Raw genomic sequence first — 17,235 nt, 5'->3', positions numbered from 1 at the left:
TGCTCCGGGATGGGCTGAATTCTGTACGCGCACCATCGGGACTGCGGTTGTAATAAAACTCCAAAATTTGATACTAATCACCTTCGCGCCTGAAAAGCGGGGGCCTGGCCATGACAGGAGGTTGAGGTAAAGCCTACTGATTTTCATAACAAAGGGCCCGTGACCTGCACTTTGGTCATGTCTTGTTTCGCCAGAAATGCGACACTGGGCAGCGATTGTTTATTAACCATCAGGGAATAGTCATGCAGATTGGAATACCGAGAGAGAGTCTCGCCGGTGAGACCCGGGTCGCAGCGACCCCGGCCACCGTTGAGCAGCTGAAAAAGCTCGGCTTCGAGGTCGCCATCGAGGCCGGTGCCGGCCAGCTGGCCAGCTTCGATGATGCCGCCTTCGAGGCTGCCGGTGCCAGCGTGGTGCCGAGCGTCTGGCAAGCCGACCTTATCTTCAAGGTCAATGCGCCGACCGATGCCGAGATCGCACAAATTAAAGATGGTGCCACCCTGGTGAGCTTCATCTGGCCTGCCCAGAACCCTGAGCTGGTCAAGAAGCTGTCCGAGCGCAACATCAATGTGATGGCGATGGACATGGTGCCGCGGATCTCCCGTGCCCAGTCCCTCGACGCCCTCTCCTCCATGGCCAACATAGGCGGCTATCGCGCCGTGGTCGAAGCCGCGCACCAGTTCGGTCGCTTCTTCACCGGTCAGATCACCGCCGCGGGCAAGGTTCCGCCTGCCAAGGTACTGGTGATAGGTGCCGGCGTGGCCGGCCTGGCTGCCATAGGTACTGCCGGTTCCCTCGGCGCCATAGTGCGGGCGTTCGATACCCGTCTGGAAGTGGCCGAGCAGATCGAATCCATGGGGGGTGAATTCCTCAAGCTGGACTTCGGCAGCGAAGACGGTGCCTCCAGCGATGGTTATGCCAAGGTCATGTCCGATGAGTTCATCGCGGCCGAGATGGCGCTGTTTGCCCAGCAGGCCAAGGAAGTGGACATCATCATCACCACAGCCCTGATCCCGGGTCGCCCCGCTCCCAAGCTGATCACCAAGGAGATGGTCGACAGCATGAAGCCGGGTTCCGTGATCGTGGATCTGGCGGCGGCCACCGGCGGCAACTGTGAATACACTGTGCCGACCGAGCTGTTCGTGACCCCCAATGGCGTCAAGGTGATAGGTTACACCGATCTGCCGGGTCGTCTGCCCGCCCAATCCTCCCAGCTCTACGGTACCAACCTGGTCAACCTGATGAAGCTGATGTGCAAGGAGAAGGACGGTCAGGTTGCCATCAACTTCGAAGACGTGGTGCAGCGCAACATGACGGTGATCCAGGCCGGTGAAGTCACCTTCCCGCCGCCCGCCATCGCCGTCTCCGCCGCCCCGCAGAAGCCTGCCGCTGCCCCGGTCAAGAAGGCCGAGGCGAAGCAGCCGTCCAACAAGAAGTTCGTGTTCGGTGCCCTCGGCATCGCCGCCTTCGGTTGGGTCGCAGCCGTGGCGCCTGCCGCCTTCCTCTCTCACTTCACCGTATTCATCCTGGCCTGCGTGGTCGGTTACTACGTGGTGTGGAACGTTTCTCACGCCCTGCACACGCCGCTGATGTCGGTCACCAATGCCATCTCCGGCATTATCGTGGTCGGTGCCCTGCTGCAAATCGGGCAAGGGTCGACTTTGGTCACCGCATTGGCCTTTATCGCCGTGCTGATTGCCAGTATCAACATCTTCGGTGGCTTCACAGTCACTCAGCGCATGCTGAAGATGTTCCGTAAGGATTAAGGGGGTTTAACGTGTCTCAAGGACTGGTAACAGCATCCTATATCGTTGCCGCCGTGCTCTTCATCCTCAGTCTCGCGGGACTGTCGAAGCAAGAAACGGCCAAGCATGGCAACTTGTTCGGTATCGCGGGTATGGCCATCGCCCTGCTCGCCACCGTCTTCAACCCGGAAACCAGTGGCGTGCACTGGATCATCCTGGCCATGGTCATAGGTGGTTCCATCGGCGTGCGGCTGGCACTCAAGGTCGAGATGACCGAGATGCCCGAGCTGGTCGCCGTGCTGCACAGCTTCGTGGGCATGGCGGCTGTGCTGGTGGGCTTCAACAGCTTCATCGATCTGCACCCGTCTGCTCCCGCCGAGGTGGTGGTTTCCGTCGGTTCCAACCTGGATGCGACTCTGGCTGCGGCCCGGGCGGCGTTCGAACAGGCGGCCAGCGTCGCTCAGGTCGAGCACCTCTCCGGCGCCATGCTGAACATCCACCTGGTCGAGATCTTCCTGGGCGTCTTCATCGGTGCCGTGACCTTCACAGGTTCCGTGGTTGCCTTCGGCAAGCTGCGTGGCCTGATCTCTTCCAAGCCGCTGATGCTGCCGCACCGTCACAAGCTGAACCTGCTGGCCGTGGTGGCCTCTCTGGTACTGATGATCTCCTTCGTCAACGCCGGTGGTTCTACCTTCGCCCTGTTGGTGATGACCCTGATCGCCTTCGCCTTCGGCTGGCATCTGGTGGCCAGCATAGGTGGCGCCGACATGCCGGTCGTGGTCTCCATGCTCAACTCCTACTCGGGTTGGGCGGCGGCAGCGGCGGGCTTCATGCTCTCCAATGACCTGCTGATCGTGGTGGGTGCCCTGGTAGGTTCCTCCGGTGCCATCCTCTCTTACATCATGTGCAAGGCGATGAACCGCTCCTTCATCTCCGTTATCGCCGGTGGCTTCGGCTCCGACGGCGTGGCCTCCACGGCCGACCAGGAGATGGGCGAATACCGCGAAACCAGCGCCGAGGAAGTGGCTGATCTGCTGAAGAACGCCAGCTCCGTCATCATTACCCCGGGCTACGGCATGGCGGTGGCGCAGGCCCAGTATCCGGTGGCTGAAATCACCCAGAAGCTGCGTGATCGCGGCATCAAGGTGCGTTTCGGTATCCACCCGGTTGCCGGTCGTCTGCCAGGCCACATGAACGTGCTGCTGGCGGAAGCCAAGGTCCCGTACGATATCGTGCTGGAAATGGACGAGATCAACGACGACTTCAACGATACCGATGTGGTATTGGTGATCGGTGCCAACGACACCGTCAACCCGGCTGCGATGGAAGATCCGGGCAGCCCGATCGCCGGCATGCCGGTGCTGGAAGTGTGGAAGGCGCAGAACGTCATCGGCTTCAAGCGCTCCATGAACACTGGCTATGCCGGTGTCCAGAACCCGCTGTTCTTCAAGGAGAACACCCAGATGCTGTTTGGCGATGCCAAGGCCAGCGTCGAGGCCATCCTGAAAGCGCTGTAAGCGTCGGTCAGGAGAGACAAAAGGAGGCTTCGGCCTCCTTTTTTATTACTCACTTTTTGGTATATCCTCAGCCAATGCATGGATGGAGATCACGGCATGATGTGGCGTAAAGGATGGATCCTGCTCTGCCTCTGGTGGGGATGGACGGTACAGGCGAACGAACAGCCGAGCCTGACTCTGTTGACCGAGTTGTGGCCGCCCTATGTGATGCGGCTGGACGATGGCAGCCTGGGGGGCGCCGATCTGGAGCTGGCCCGCAAAGTACTCACAAAAATGGGCTATCGCACCACAGTCAAGGTACTGCCCTGGAAACGGGTGCTGCAGGAGGCCAGATTCCAGAACGGAGATGCCATCGTCGATGCCTTCTTCGAAGAGCGGCGGCTGGAGTGGCTGCACTACCCGGATGAGCCGCTCTCCCAGAGTGGCGAAGTGATATTTTTCCCCCTGAACAAACCCGTCGACTTCCAGAGCTTGGCCAGCCTCAAGGGGCTGCATATAGGCACCCAGGCGGATTATGCCTATGGCGAAGCCTTCCTCACCGCGACCGAGTTCACCCGCTTTCCCATGACGGGAGAGAGCAACATGATCAAGCAATTGCACATGATGATGGCGGGCCGGCTCGATGCCGTTGTGATGAACCAGAGGGTGGGGTTGCATCTGCTCAAGGGGCAGGGGTTGCAGGATCTGGTGGGCCATAGCATCAAGACGGTGACCGACAACAACCGCAACTTTCTCGCCTTCACCCACAAACCCGGCCACGAGCGTCTGGCCTATCAGTTTTCCCTCGCCCTCAAAGCCTTCAAGCAGACCCCCGAGTATCAGGCCCTGCTAGCCCGCTACGGGCTCTGAGGCACGGTCACGTCCCGTTTGTTGAGTCGTGTCACCAGGCGGGTCCTTTTGTTGTGCTCTCGTTCACAATCTGTGGCACTTTGCCGCCACTTGGGCATAATGCCTGCGCAAAAAGCGATGTGGCTCAACTTTATTTGAGTCTTATTGCTTTAGCGTTACCCCAAGTTGACTGGATGACTCCTATGATGCAGGCCACCCCATTACGCCAAACCAGTGCGTTGACCGATGAAGAGCGCCACCTGATCGCCAGCTTCGAACCTGCCGTGGAGGCGCTCTCCGCCCTGTTCGGCCCGGGTTGTGAAGTGGTGCTGCACGCTTTTGACAGCCTGCACGCTTCCGTCATCAAGATCGCCAACGGCCATATCACAGGCCGGGAAGAGGGGGCACCTGTCACCGACTTTGCCCTCAACAAATTGCAGAGCGCCGCAGGCAGCCAGTGGAGCAGCTACTTTTCCCGCACCCGGGAGGGGGGTCTGCTCAAGTCTTCCTCCATCACCATCAGCAACCGGGAGGGCAAACCCGTCGGCATGCTGTGTGTGAACTTCAGCCTGGAGACGCCGCTCGGGGCCCTGCTCGATACCTTCTCGCTGCCCGCTGCGCCAGCGCCCCTCAACAACGAGACCTTTGCCAGCTCGGTTGACGATCTGGTTGCCCAGGTGATCCACAAGGTGGATCAGGATGCGAGCCTCGGCAGCAGCGTGCGCAACAAGGCGATTGTGCACCGGCTCTACGACATGGGCATCTTCGAGATCAAGGATACCGCCCAGCTGGTGGCCGAGATGCTCGGCATCTCCCGTCATACCGTCTATCTGCATATCCGCAACCGCAAAGCGGATCTGAACGAACAATAAGAGCCCGATCGTGGGCGCCAGAACATGAGAAACACAGCAATGAAAGCACAATGGACCGACTTTATTACCCTGCTCAAGCGTGAAGTGGTGCCGGCCCTGGGCTGCACCGAGCCCATGTCGGTGGCGCTGGCTGCTGCCAACTGCCGCAAGCTGCTGGGACAGACGCCGACCCGTGTCAGCGTCTGGGTCAGCGGCAACCTGTTCAAGAACGGCATGGGGGTCGGCGTGCCGGGTACCGGCATGATAGGGCTGCCCGTGGCCGCCGCCGTCGGGTTCACGGGGGGCAACCCGGATGCGGGGCTGGAAGTGCTCAATACCCTGACCCCGGCCCAGGTGGAAGAGGCCAAGGCGCTGCTGCCCATCATCAAGGTGGACGTGAAGGATGTGCCGGATGTGCTCTACGCCGAGGTACTGGCCGAGGTGGAGGGTCACAGTGCCCGTGTGGTGATCTGCACAGATCACACCCGCATCGTCTTGATGGAGCTGGATGGTGAAGTGCTGATGGAGCAGGCCAGCGCCCCCGGCGTGCAGATCCAGCCCGCCAAGTCCGGCAAGCCCGCCATGACGCTGCGCGAGATAGTGGCGTTTGCGCTTGAGGTACCGCTGGCGGAGATCGACTTCATTCGCGCCGCGGCCACCATGAACCAGGCGCTGGCGGATGAAGGGCTGCAGGGTTATGGCTTGCAGATCGGCAAGATCCTGACCGAGCAGGTGGAACGCAAGCTGCTCTCCGACGATCTGATGACGCTGGCCATGCGGCTCTCCTCCGCCGCATCGGACGCGCGGATGGACGGCGCCATGCTGCCCGCCATGTCCAACTCCGGCTCCGGCAATCAGGGCATAGCCGCCACCATGCCGGTGGTCGCCGCCGCCCGCTTCCTCAAGGCGAGCGACGAGCAGCTGACCCGGGCGCTGGTGATGAGCCATCTGGTGGCCATCTACATCAAGACCCATCAGAACAAGCTGTCGGCTCTCTGCGCCGCCAGCACGGCTGCCATGGGGTCGGGGGCTGCCATCACCTGGCTGCTGGGCGGCCAGTTCGAGCAAATTAGTCACTGCATCAACAACATGATCGGTGACGTTTCCGGTATCATTTGCGACGGCGCGGGCAGTGCCTGTTCCATGAAGGTCTCTACCTCCACCTCGGCGGCAGTCAAATCATCGCTGATGGCCATCAACAATCTGCACGTGCCCCAAAGCGAAGGCATAGTCTCCGACGACGTGGACGAAACCATCGCCAACCTGGGTCGCCTCTCCAAACTGGGGATGCTGGATACCGATATCGAGATCATCAACATCATGCGGGCCAAGCAACAAGGCAAGGCCCAGTGATGCAAGGGGTGGCGCAGGCCACCCTCTGTTTTTTCGTCTGCTGACGCCACTCCGGCCACTCCGGCCACGGAGCGTCCGATGCGGTCGATGTCAGGGAGGTGCCTGCCCGGCACGTCCCGATTTTGCGTCACCCCGGTTGCACCGGGGGACGTGCCGCCACGATGCGGCGAGTTTCAGGGAGGAGTGTGCGTACAGGGCACTCGTCCGTACACCTCGGGCCCGGCCCGATTATTTTGGGGAATATCGTCATGACTCTTAGCGTTATAGGTAATCTGGCCATCCTGGTCATGTTGCTGCTGTTTCTCTATCGGTTGCAGCAAACCCACGTCAGCTTCACCCGCCGGGTCTTCTCGGGGCTGGGGCTCGGCATCCTGTTCGGCGCCGCCTTGCAACTGCTGTATGGTGCCGGCTCCAGCGTGCTGGTGCAGACCGGTGACTACCTGGATATCGTCGGCAGCGGCTATGTGAAGCTGCTGCAGATGATCATCACCCCGCTCATCATGGTCTCCATCATAGGCGCCATCCTCAAGCTCAACGGCGGCACCGCCCTTGGCAAGATCAGCGCCATGACCATAGGCGTGCTGATCTTCACCACCATGATTGCCGCCGGGGCGGGCATACTGATGTCCAACCTGTTTGGCCTGACGGCGGAAGGGCTCACCGCCGGCGCCGCCGAGACCGCTCGTGGCGCCGCGCTGCAGACCACACTCGGCAGCGTCGAGGGAATGTCCTTTGCCAAGATGGTGCTGGAGTTCATCCCGGCCAACCCCTTCCTCGACATGACGGGGGCGCGCAAGACCTCCACCATAGCCGTGGTGATCTTCTCCATCTTCATCGGCCTCTCAGCCACCGGCATCGCCCGCAAGAAGCCCGAGATCTTCGCAAGCTTCGGCCACTTCATGCAGGTGGCCCACGTCATAGTGATGCGGATGGTGACCCTGGTGCTGCGCCTTACTCCCTATGGCGTGCTGGCGCTGATGACCAAGGTGGTGTCCGGTTCCAACTATGCCGACATCCTCAACCTGCTCAGCTTCGTCATGGCCTCCTACGGCGCCATCGCCATCATGTTTGCGGTGCACCTGCTGCTGGTGAGCCTGGTGGGCATCAACCCGGCCCGTTACCTGAAGAAGATCATGCCGGTGCTGGCCTTTGCCTTCACCTCCCGCACCAGTGCGGGCTCGATCCCGATGAACGTGCAGACCCAGACCAAGGCGCTCGGCATTCCGGAGGGGATCGCCAACTTCGCCGCCTCCTTCGGTTCGACCATAGGCCAGAACGGCTGCGCCGGCATCTATCCGGCCATGCTGGCGGTGATGATAGCCCCGACCGTAGGGGTCAATCCCATGGATCCGGGCTTCATCATGACGCTGATCGCCATCATCACCGTCAGCTCGTTCGGGGTGGCCGGGATCGGTGGCGGTGCCACCTTCGCCGCGCTGATCGTGCTCTCCGCCCTGGACTTTCCGGTGGCGCTGGCGGGCCTGCTCATCTCCATAGAGCCGCTGATCGACATGGGCCGCACCGCGCTGAACGTTTCCGGCTCCATCACGGCCGGTACTGTCACCAGCCGCCTGTTGGGCGAGACCGACATGGCGGTGTTCAACAGCGAGCACGAGGTGTGTCTGGACGGCGAAGAGTCCACCATCTGATCCGCTTGCCAGGGGAGGGGCCAGCCCCTGCCCATCGATAGACCAGAGGGAGGGCATGCCCTCCCTCTGCCATTGAAAGGAGAGAGTATGAGAATCCTGATCATAGGTGGCGAAGCCGCCGGCATGAGTGCGGCGGCCAAGGCCCGTCGTCTGGCCAAGGATGCCGACATTGTGGTGTACGAGGCCTCCGAGGTGATCTCCTTCGGCGCCTGCGGCCTGCCCTACTTCGTCGGCGACGAGTTTCAGGAGCCGGGCTACATGGCCGAGTTCACCCCCGAGCAGTTCGCCGCCAAGGGGATAGAGGTCAAGACAGGCCACCGGGTGCTCGGTATCGATGCGGCCGCCCAGACCCTGCGGGTGGAGCACAAGGGCGACACCTTCACCGATCGCTACGATCGGCTGATGATAGCCACAGGTGCCCGTGAAGTGATGCCCCCCATCCCCGGCCTGCAGCAGCAGGGGGTATTCGGCCTGCGGCGCATGGCCGACGGGCTGGCGCTGAAGGAGGCGGTGCAGGACAAGCGCAACACCCGCGCCCTGGTGATCGGCTCCGGCTTCATCGGGCTGGAGGTAGTCGAGGCCCTGGTGCATCAGGGTAAAGAGGTGCGGCTCATCGAGCTGGCGGATCGGGTCATTCCCGACGCTTTTGATGGCGAGATCACCCGCCACATAGAAACCGAACTGCGCGAGCAGGGGGTCTGTGTCCATCTGGGTGAGCGGGTTGAAGCTCTGCTGGGGGATGGCAGGGTCACGGGCGTGAGAACCAGCCAGGGCGAGTATGAGGCCGATATCGTGGTGGTCTGTACCGGGGTCAAGCCCAACACCGAGTTCCTGGCCGACACCGGCATCAAACGGCTGGCCAATGGCGCCATCGAAGTGGACAGGCAGGGCCGCACCTCGCTGGCCAACGTCTGGTCTGCCGGCGACTGCGCCAGCGTCTGGCACAGCGTGAAGCAGCAGCAGGTCTATGTGCCGCTCGCCACCATAGCCAACAAGCTGGGCCGCATGGTGGGTGAGAACCTGGCTGGGGCCGAACAGGTGTTCCCGGGCACGCTGGGCTCTGCGGCGCTCAAGGTGCTGGGGCTGGAGGCAGGTCGTACCGGTCTTTCTGAGCAAGAGGCCAAGGCGATGGGCATCGACTATCGCACCGTCGTCATCAAGGACAAGTGCCACACCAACTACTGCCCCGGCCAGTCCGACATCCACGTCAAGCTGGTCTATGAGGCGGGCAGCAAGCGGCTGCTGGGGGGCCAGATCCTGGGTCGCAAGGGGGCTGTCCACCGCATAGATGCGCTGGCGGTCGCCATCACCATGGGAGTGACCACGGAGCAGCTCGGCATGCTGGACTTTGCCTACGCTCCGCCCTTCTCCCGCACTTGGGATGTGCTCAACGTGGCGGGCAATGTGGCCAAATAGCTGACTGAAGATGGCGGCGCATACACGGCGCCGTCATGCCAATTGCCCTCTGCAGGTAAATGGCAGACATAAAAAAACCGATGCCTGGGCATCGGTTTTCTGTTGCGACCTGTCTAGCCGTTGAACTCAGCCGCGGCCGAGACGGTTGTCCGGGTAGTTCTTGGCCAGCACTTCGCGGGCATGCTGGGCCAGGGCCGGCATCTTCAGCGTGTCGTAAGACTCGACCATGATCTCCAGCGCCTTCTCGGTTTCGGCCGTGTCGGGATAGGTCTCGACAATCAGCTTGGCCCGGTTGGCAGCGGCGATCAGCGCATCGCGCTTCACGTAGTACTCGGCCACGCTCAGGTCGTAGCGGGCAAGGCGGTTCTTCAGGCCGATCATGCGAGCACGGGCATCGGCGGCATAGACGCTGTTGGGATAGTTCTGCAACAGGGTCTTGAAGTCCTGGAAGGCCTGACGGGCATAAGAGGGGTCTTTATCGTCCCGATTGATGCCCAGGAAGTCCTGGAAGAAGTTGTAATCGCCGGCCATGTTGGTCAGGCCGCGCATGTAGAACACATAATCGATATTTTTATGCGCCGGATTGAGGCGGATAAAACGGTCGATATTGGCGATCGCCTGGGCGGTATCGTCCTGTTTGTAGTAGGCGTAAATGAGGTCAAGCTGTACTTGGTTGGAGTAGGCACCGAAAGGATAGCGCGAGTCCAATGCTTCCAGTAATTCGATAGCATTCAGGTAGTTACCGGCATCCAGCTTGAGGCGTGCTTTCTGGTACAGGGTCTCCGGCGGTTCGTCGGGGACCTTGGGTTTGGTGCTGGAACAGCCCGTGATCAAGGTAGCAACCAAGGCGAGCGACATCAGCAGGTGAGACTTCTTTCCCATCAACAACATCCGGTCCATTTCCACGAAATTGGCAAAGTATCCGTTATGCTTGGCTAAAAGAAAAGCTAGAATACCCGGATTATTTCGAATTGATACCCCCCGCTCAAGAGACCATACATGAGCCAGCATATTGAACTGACAGGCGAATTTCAGGATCACCAATTCGGGCAGCGACTCGACCAGGCCCTGGCCGAATTGTTTCCAGACTACTCCCGAACCCGCATCAAGGAGTGGATTTTACAGGACAGAGTGACCCTGGATGGTCAGGTTGCGAACACCCCGCGCGAGAAGGTACTGGCCGGGCAACAGGTACATGTAGATGTCGAGCTGGAAGATGACACCCGCTGGGATGCCCAGGACATAGCGCTCAACATCGTCTACGAAGATGAACACATTCTGGTGATCGACAAACCGGCCGGTCTGGTGGTTCACCCGGGTGCAGGCACGCCGGATGGCACCATACTCAACGCCCTGCTGCACCGCTATCCGGGCATCGCCGAGGTGCCCCGCGCCGGTATAGTGCACCGTCTGGATAAAGACACCACAGGCCTGATGGTGGTTGCCAAGACAGTGCCCGCCCAGACCCATCTGGTGGAAGCGCTGCAGGCGCGCCAGATCACCCGTGAGTACGAAGCCATCGCCATCGGTCACATGACCGCAGGCGGCACAGTGGATGCGCCTATCGGCCGTCACCCGACCCAGCGCACCCACATGGCTGTGGTGCCGAACGGTCGTCCTTCCGTGACCCACTACCGGGTACACGAGAAATTCCGTGGCCACACCCGTCTGCGTCTGCGTCTGGAAACCGGTCGTACCCACCAGATCCGTGTGCACATGGCTCACATCAAGCATCCGCTGGTGGGGGATCCCGCCTACGGTGGCCGTCTGCGCCTGCTGCGCAATGCGACCCCTGAGCTGACCCAGATGCTGCGCAGCTTCAATCGTCAGGCGCTGCATGCCACCATGCTGCAACTGGCGCACCCGATCACGGGTGAAGTGATGCAGTGGCACTCAGAGACGCCGCAGGACATGGTGGATCTGATGGAAGTGCTGCGCGCCGACACCCTGGCCAATCCGGACGATTTGGTCTGGAACTGATGAAGAGGGTGGTTCTGCGACGATTCCTGCCGTAGCCCTGCCCTTGAATCAGGCCTGAAACGGGGCTCCTTGACTGGCAACAGCTAAGGAGCCCCGTTATATGAATAAATGAAAGGAGCCACAGATGAAATGGATCGAACCCGACTGGCCGGCACCGGCTCGTGTCAGAGCCCTGTCGACCACCCGGGATGGCGGCGAGAGTGAAGGGGTCTTCGCCGGCCTCAATCTGGGCGCCCATGTGGGGGACGCGGCGGCGCGGGTCGAGGGCAACCGTGCCCGCCTGCAGCAGGCTGCGGATATTCCCGGCCCTCTCAACTGGCTCAATCAGGTGCATGGCACCGCAGTGCATCCGGTCAGCAACCAGTATGATGCCGTGCCGGATGCCGATGCGGCTTGCGCCCATGAGGCGGGGCAGGCCTGCATAGTGATGACCGCCGACTGCCTTCCCGTGTTGTTTTGCGATCGGGCGGGCACCGTGGTGGCTGCTGCCCATGCCGGTTGGCGCGGGCTGCAAGGAGGCGTATTGGAAACCAGCATCGCGGCCATGGGTTGCGATCCTCGCGATCTTCTCGTCTGGCTTGGCCCGGCCATAGGCCCCACGGCGTTCGAGGTGGGGGGCGAGGTGCGCGACGCCTTTATGGCGGAGCAGGTCGACGCCGCCGCTGCCTTTGTGCCTTCCCCCAACGAGGGCAAGTGGCTGGCGGATATCTACCGGCTGGCCAGGCTGCGCCTCGCCCGGGCCGGTGTGAGCGCCGTCTACGGCGGCGAGTTCTGCACCTTCGGCGATGGCGAGCGGTTCTACTCTTATCGTCGCGACGGTCAGACCGGCAGAATGGCCTCCATCATCTGGTTGGCCCGCTAAGAGCCGGACAAGCACCCGGTCAGCCATCACCCCGCTCTTCTCACGACCAGATCGGCGTGAGTGGGGCGGGGATCCTGCCTTCTCACAGCTTTGCAGAAAAAATAACCAGGCCAGACCCTTGAAATAACCCGTACGGGCCGCATCTTTCTTGTCAGAAAGTCATGTTGTTTGCCGCACGAGCGGCGTCTGTCTGAAAGGGGGAGTGCGATGCGCCTCGATCGCCTGACCAGCAAATTCCAAGTTGCTATTTCCGATGCCCAGTCCCTTGCACTGGGTCGTGATCACCAATTTATCGAACCCGTCCACCTGATGACCGCCCTGGTCAATCAGGACGGCGGCTCCATTCGTCCACTGCTCACCCTGACCGGGATGGACATCAATGCCCTGCGCTCTCGCCTCGGCGAAGAGCTGGATCGGCTGCCCAAGGTGAGCGGCGTGGAGGGCGATGTGCAGCTCTCCAATGGCCTGGGTCGCCTGCTCAACGTCTGTGACAAGCTGGCTCAGCAGCGCAAGGATCAGTTCATCTCGTCCGAGCTGTTCGTGCTGGCCGCCCTCGACGAGAAGGGCAACCTGGGCGAGCTGCTGCGTGCCCAGGGCTTGAGCAAGGAGAAACTCGAAGCCGCCATCGACAAGGTGCGCGGTGGCAGAAAGATCGAAGATGCCAACGCCGAGGAGAATCGCCAGGCGCTGGAGAAGTACACCATAGACCTCACGGAGCGGGCCGAGATCGGCAAGCTGGATCCCGTGATAGGTCGTGATGAAGAGATCCGCCGTACCATCCAGGTGCTGCAACGCCGTACCAAGAACAACCCTGTGCTGATCGGTGCCCCCGGCGTCGGCAAGACCGCCATCGTCGAAGGGCTGGCCCAGCGCATCATCAACGGCGAAGTGCCGGAGGGGCTCAAGAACAAGCGGGTGCTCTCCTTGGACATGGGCGCCCTGGTGGCCGGAGCCAAGTACCGCGGCGAGTTTGAAGAGCGGCTGAAAGCCGTGCTGAGCGATCTCGCCAAGGAGGAGGGCAACGTCATCCTCTTCATCGACGAGCTGCACACCATGGTCGGCGCCGGCAAGGGCGAAGGGGCCATGGACGCGGGCAACATGCTGAAACCTGCGCTGGCCCGTGGCGATCTGCACTGCGTCGGTGCCACCACCCTGGATGAGTACCGCCAGTACATAGAGAAGGATGCCGCGCTGGAGCGCCGCTTCCAGAAGGTGCTGGTGGAAGAGCCGAGCGTGGAGGACACCATCGCCATACTGCGCGGCCTGAAGGAGCGTTACGAACTGCACCACCATGTGCAGATCACGGATCCGGCGATCGTGGCGGCGGCCCAGCTGTCGCACCGTTACATAGCCGATCGCCAGTTGCCGGACAAGGCCATCGACCTGATCGACGAGGCTGCCGCCAGCATCCGTCTGCAGATCGACTCCAAGCCCGAGTCCCTCGACCGGCTGGAGCGGCGCATCATACAGCTGAAACTCGAGCAGCAGGCGCTGATGAAAGAGGATGACGACGCCAGCCGCAAGCGACTGGATCTCATCAATCAGGAGATTGGCGAAAAGGATCGGGAATACAACGAGCTGGATGAGGTGTGGAAGGCCGAGAAGGCTGCCCTCGCCGGTACCCAGCACATCAAGGCGGCACTGGAGCAGGCCCGTCAGGATCTCGACGTGGCGCGTCGCGCCGGTGATCTCGGTCGCATGTCCGAGCTGCAATACGGCCGCATTCCCGAGCTGGAGAAGCAGCTGGATCTCGCCACCCAGGCCGAGATGCAGGAGACCAGCCTGCTGCGCAACCGCGTCACCGACGTGGAGATAGCCGACGTGCTGGCCCGTGCAACCGGCATTCCGGTGGCGCGCATGCTGGAAGGGGAGCGCGACAAGCTGCTGCGGATGGAAGATCAGCTGCACAGCCGGGTGATAGGCCAGGAGGAAGCGGTTGAAGCCGTCTCCAACGCCATTCGCCGCTCCCGTGCCGGGCTCTCGGATCCGAACCGTCCCATCGGCTCCTTCCTGTTCCTCGGTCCCACCGGGGTGGGCAAGACCGAGCTGTGCAAGGCGCTGGCCGAGTTCCTGTTCGATACCCAGGACGCCATGGTACGGATCGACATGTCCGAGTTCATGGAGAAACACAGCGTGGCCCGTCTGGTGGGTGCACCTCCGGGATACGTGGGCTATGAGGAGGGGGGTTATCTGACCGAGGCGGTACGCCGTCGCCCCTACTCTGTGATCCTGCTCGATGAAGTGGAGAAGGCGCACCCGGATGTGTTCAACATCCTGTTGCAGGTGCTGGACGACGGCCGCCTGACCGATGGTCAGGGTCGTACCGTTGATTTCCGCAACTCGGTCGTCATCATGACCTCCAACCTGGGGTCGGATCTGATCCAGGAGCACCACTCCGAGAAGGATTACGACGAGATGAAGGCCATGTTGATGGAGGTGCTGACCCGCAGCTTCCGGCCCGAGTTCATCAACCGGATCGACGAGACTGTGGTGTTCCACCCGCTCGACGAGGCTCACATCAAGTCCATCGCCCGCATCCAGCTCAAGAGCCTGATGGGCCGCCTGGAGGCTCAGGGTTACGAGGTGGAGGTGAGCGAGGCGCTGCTCGAGAAGCTGGTGCACGCCGGGTTCGACCCCGTCTACGGGGCACGTCCCCTCAAGCGGGCGATCCAGCACAAGGTGGAGAACCCGCTGGCCCAGGCGCTGCTCTCCGGTCGCATCGTTCCCGGCAAGAAGTTGCTGCTGGGGGCCGACAGCAACGGCCTGACCATGACCCAGTAACGGGATTGTCGATGAAAAACGCAGGCCTGGTGCCTGCGTTTTGTTTTGTGGGGAGGTGGCATGCTCAAGTTTTCTGTACTGGTCGATGACGAGGTGCATCAGCCCGGCTGCTTGCCGGAGAGGGGGTTGGCGCTGGTGCTGGAGTGCGATGGCCTCAAGGTGCTGTTTGACAGCGGGAGGGGGAGGGCCTTGCGCCATAACGCCGGGGTCATGGGGATGGATCTCACCTCCCTCACCCACGTGGTGCTGTCCCACGGTCATTACGACCATGTGGGCGGTATCGGCTCGCTGCCCGTCTATCCCGATCCTGTCCCCTTGATAGCCTGTCCGGATGTGTTCTGCGAACGTGGCTATTTTCTGTCGTTCCCCTTCTTGCGTCGCAACCTCTATCGACTCTCGGGCGATCTTGCGCCGGAGGCTCTGGTGGCCAGAGGGCTGCTGCCCCGCTGCTCTGCCGAGCCGGTCTGGCTGTCCGAGCGGTTGGTATTTCTGGGGAGTATCCTGCGGCGCGACAAGGCGGCGCCTTCCCTGCTCGGCTACATAGTGCGTGGCGGGCGAATAGAGAAGGATGTCATATCGGATGATTCGGCGCTGGCCTACAAGAGCCCACGTGGCCTTATCATCTTTATCGGCTGCGGCCACTCCGGGGTCGAGAACATAGTGCAATGGGCCCAGGAGGTGTGCGGCGAGGAGCGGGTGCATGCCGTCATAGGTGGTCTGCACCTGAAGTTTTCCGGCACGCAGCGGGCTGCTGCGCTGGGCATGTATCTGCAACAGGAGGGCGTGGAGAGCCTCTTTGCCTGCCATTGCACCGGCAAACGGAAGGCAGGGCTGCCACGGCAGACCAACATAGGTGCGGGGTTCACACATGTATTCCCGCCATAAAAAAGCGGCAATCCGAAGATTGCCGAGAGGAATGTAGTGACGCGACCTGACGTGGGTTGAGCGGGTCGCAGGGGCAAGCCCCGGTTTCGCAAAGGGCCATCAGGGATGTCCACTCTGCTTACAGCATGCCCGTGATGCGCTCTCTCATCCCGGGCGGCCACACACCTGTCAGGCCTGACCCGCGCGCCGCGGCTCGCAGGCCAGACCCATTGAATTGCTTACAGCATGCCCGGGATGGCGGCCTTCATTTCGGACGGCCATACCCCGCCCTGTGCATGCCTATGTACTCCTTTGCGGCGACATGAGATGACCAAACACTCATGTGCTTACAGCATGCCCGGGATGGCGGTTTTCATCTCCGCCGGCCAGACGCCGACCTGCACCTGACCTATGTGTTCCTTTTGCAGCAACAACATGGCCAGACGGGATTGGCCTATGCCGCCGCCTATGGTTTGCGGCATGCGCGCGGCCAGCAGATCCTGGTGCCAGTCGTATTGCAGGCGATCCTCATCGCCCGTGATGGCGAGCTGGCGGCGCAGGGCCTCGGCATCTACCCGGATACCCATGGAGGAGATCTCGAAACTGTCTTCCAGCACAGGGTTCCACACCAGGATGTCACCGTTCAGGCCGGCCAGACCCAGCTCGCTGTGGCTGCTCCAGTCGTCATAGTCAGGGGCACGCACATCGTGGCGCTCGCCGTGGGAGAGGGCGCCGCCTATGCCGATGAGGAAGACGGCCCCCAGCTCCTTGGCGATGGCGCGTTCGCGCCCCTTGGCATCGAGATCCGGGTAACGGGTCAGCAACTCTTCGCTGTGCAGGAACTGGATCTCGCCTGGCAGGAAGGGGGTCAGCGCGTGTTCGGCACAGACGGCGCGCTCGGTGGCCTTGATGGCGGCCCAGATGCCGCGCACCGTCTCCTGCAGATAGGCCAGATCGCGGCGCTCGCTCGGCATCACCTTCTCCCAGTCCCACTGATCCACGTAGACGGAGTGGATGGGGGTGAGACGATCCTCGTCCGGACGCAGCGCCTTCATGTGGGTGTAGATGCCTTCGCCCGGGCCGAAACCGAAGCGGCCGAGCGTCTGGCGCTTCCACTTGGCCAGGGAGTGCACCACCTCGTAGCTGTGTTCAGGCAGGGTCTTCACCTTGACCTGCACCGCATTCTCGTGGCCAGAGAGGTTGTCTTGAGTGCCATCACCGACCCGGCTCAGAATGGGGGCTTGCACCTCCATCAGGCCCAGTTGCTGGGCGAGTTGGCGGGAGAACATCTCTTTGACGAAGCTGATCTGTTGCTGGCTGCGAATGTAGTGCTGTTTCATGCTGAATACCTGTCTCAAATCCGTTGGATGTGACGATTCTTCAACAGAT

General features: G+C 61.6%; 13 protein-coding genes. 11 read left to right on the top strand and 2 right to left on the bottom strand.

Translation table 11 applies throughout. From position 1 onward, the window contains the following. Positions 1-242: 242 nt before the first annotated feature. From ACM3N8_RS18010 to ACM3N8_RS17980, 7 genes are all read left to right on the top strand, one after another. On the top strand, positions 243-1,766 hold the full coding sequence (locus ACM3N8_RS18010; protein ID WP_043142703.1) for a Re/Si-specific NAD(P)(+) transhydrogenase subunit alpha: 1,524 nt from the start codon (positions 243-245) through the stop codon (positions 1,764-1,766). 11 nt (positions 1,767-1,777) lie between these two features. After that, complete coding sequence (pntB, locus tag ACM3N8_RS18005; protein ID WP_416016458.1) at positions 1,778-3,262, top strand: Re/Si-specific NAD(P)(+) transhydrogenase subunit beta; 1,485 nt, start codon at positions 1,778-1,780, stop codon at positions 3,260-3,262. Positions 3,263-3,358: 96 nt separating this feature from the next. Continuing rightward, positions 3,359-4,111 (top strand): substrate-binding periplasmic protein, encoded by a 753-nt coding sequence (locus ACM3N8_RS18000; protein ID WP_005318459.1) that lies wholly within the window; start codon positions 3,359-3,361, stop codon positions 4,109-4,111. 182 nt (positions 4,112-4,293) lie between these two features. Continuing rightward, positions 4,294-4,962, top strand: coding sequence for a helix-turn-helix transcriptional regulator (locus tag ACM3N8_RS17995; protein ID WP_290018659.1), 669 nt, complete (start codon positions 4,294-4,296; stop codon positions 4,960-4,962). A 24-nt stretch (positions 4,963-4,986) separates the two neighbouring features. Continuing rightward, on the top strand, positions 4,987-6,294 hold the full coding sequence (locus tag ACM3N8_RS17990) for a serine dehydratase subunit alpha family protein (protein ID WP_290018658.1): 1,308 nt from the start codon (positions 4,987-4,989) through the stop codon (positions 6,292-6,294). Positions 6,295-6,542: 248 nt separating this feature from the next. After that, entirely contained in the window at positions 6,543-7,943 is a 1,401-nt protein-coding gene (locus ACM3N8_RS17985) for an L-cystine transporter (RefSeq protein ID WP_098981622.1), read from the top strand. A gap of 87 nt (positions 7,944-8,030) precedes the next feature. Next, entirely contained in the window at positions 8,031-9,359 is a 1,329-nt protein-coding gene (locus tag ACM3N8_RS17980; protein WP_416016457.1) for a CoA-disulfide reductase, read from the top strand. A 126-nt stretch (positions 9,360-9,485) separates the two neighbouring features. On the opposite strand, the gene ACM3N8_RS17975 is transcribed toward ACM3N8_RS17980, so the two are convergent. After that, positions 9,486-10,241, bottom strand: a complete 756-nt coding sequence (locus tag ACM3N8_RS17975) for an outer membrane protein assembly factor BamD (protein WP_043119513.1) — start codon at positions 10,239-10,241, stop codon at positions 9,486-9,488. A 117-nt stretch (positions 10,242-10,358) separates the two neighbouring features. Between ACM3N8_RS17975 and rluD the strand changes: the two genes are divergently transcribed. The 4 genes from rluD (at position 10,359) to ACM3N8_RS17955 (ending at position 15,867) form a co-directional block, all read left to right on the top strand. Beyond that, positions 10,359-11,339, top strand: a complete 981-nt coding sequence (gene rluD / locus ACM3N8_RS17970; protein WP_043142683.1) for a 23S rRNA pseudouridine(1911/1915/1917) synthase RluD — start codon at positions 10,359-10,361, stop codon at positions 11,337-11,339. A gap of 124 nt (positions 11,340-11,463) precedes the next feature. Then, positions 11,464-12,201 (top strand): peptidoglycan editing factor PgeF, encoded by a 738-nt coding sequence (pgeF, locus tag ACM3N8_RS17965; protein ID WP_416016456.1) that lies wholly within the window; start codon positions 11,464-11,466, stop codon positions 12,199-12,201. Between the two features lie 207 nt (positions 12,202-12,408). After that, complete coding sequence (gene clpB / locus ACM3N8_RS17960; protein ID WP_043142678.1) at positions 12,409-14,982, top strand: ATP-dependent chaperone ClpB; 2,574 nt, start codon at positions 12,409-12,411, stop codon at positions 14,980-14,982. A 60-nt stretch (positions 14,983-15,042) separates the two neighbouring features. Next, on the top strand, positions 15,043-15,867 hold the full coding sequence (locus ACM3N8_RS17955; protein ID WP_416016455.1) for an MBL fold metallo-hydrolase: 825 nt from the start codon (positions 15,043-15,045) through the stop codon (positions 15,865-15,867). A gap of 326 nt (positions 15,868-16,193) precedes the next feature. Here ACM3N8_RS17955 and asnA read toward each other — a convergent pair whose 3' ends face one another. Continuing rightward, complete coding sequence (gene asnA / locus ACM3N8_RS17950; protein ID WP_172955252.1) at positions 16,194-17,186, bottom strand: aspartate--ammonia ligase; 993 nt, start codon at positions 17,184-17,186, stop codon at positions 16,194-16,196. Between the last annotated feature and the right edge of the window lie 49 nt (positions 17,187-17,235).

The organism is Aeromonas sp. A04 (assembly GCF_047780465.1).
Lineage (GTDB): Bacteria > Pseudomonadota > Gammaproteobacteria > Enterobacterales > Aeromonadaceae > Aeromonas > Aeromonas bestiarum.
Note: the sequence above shows the minus strand (reverse complement) of the source record. Positions and strands in the feature narration are given on the sequence as shown.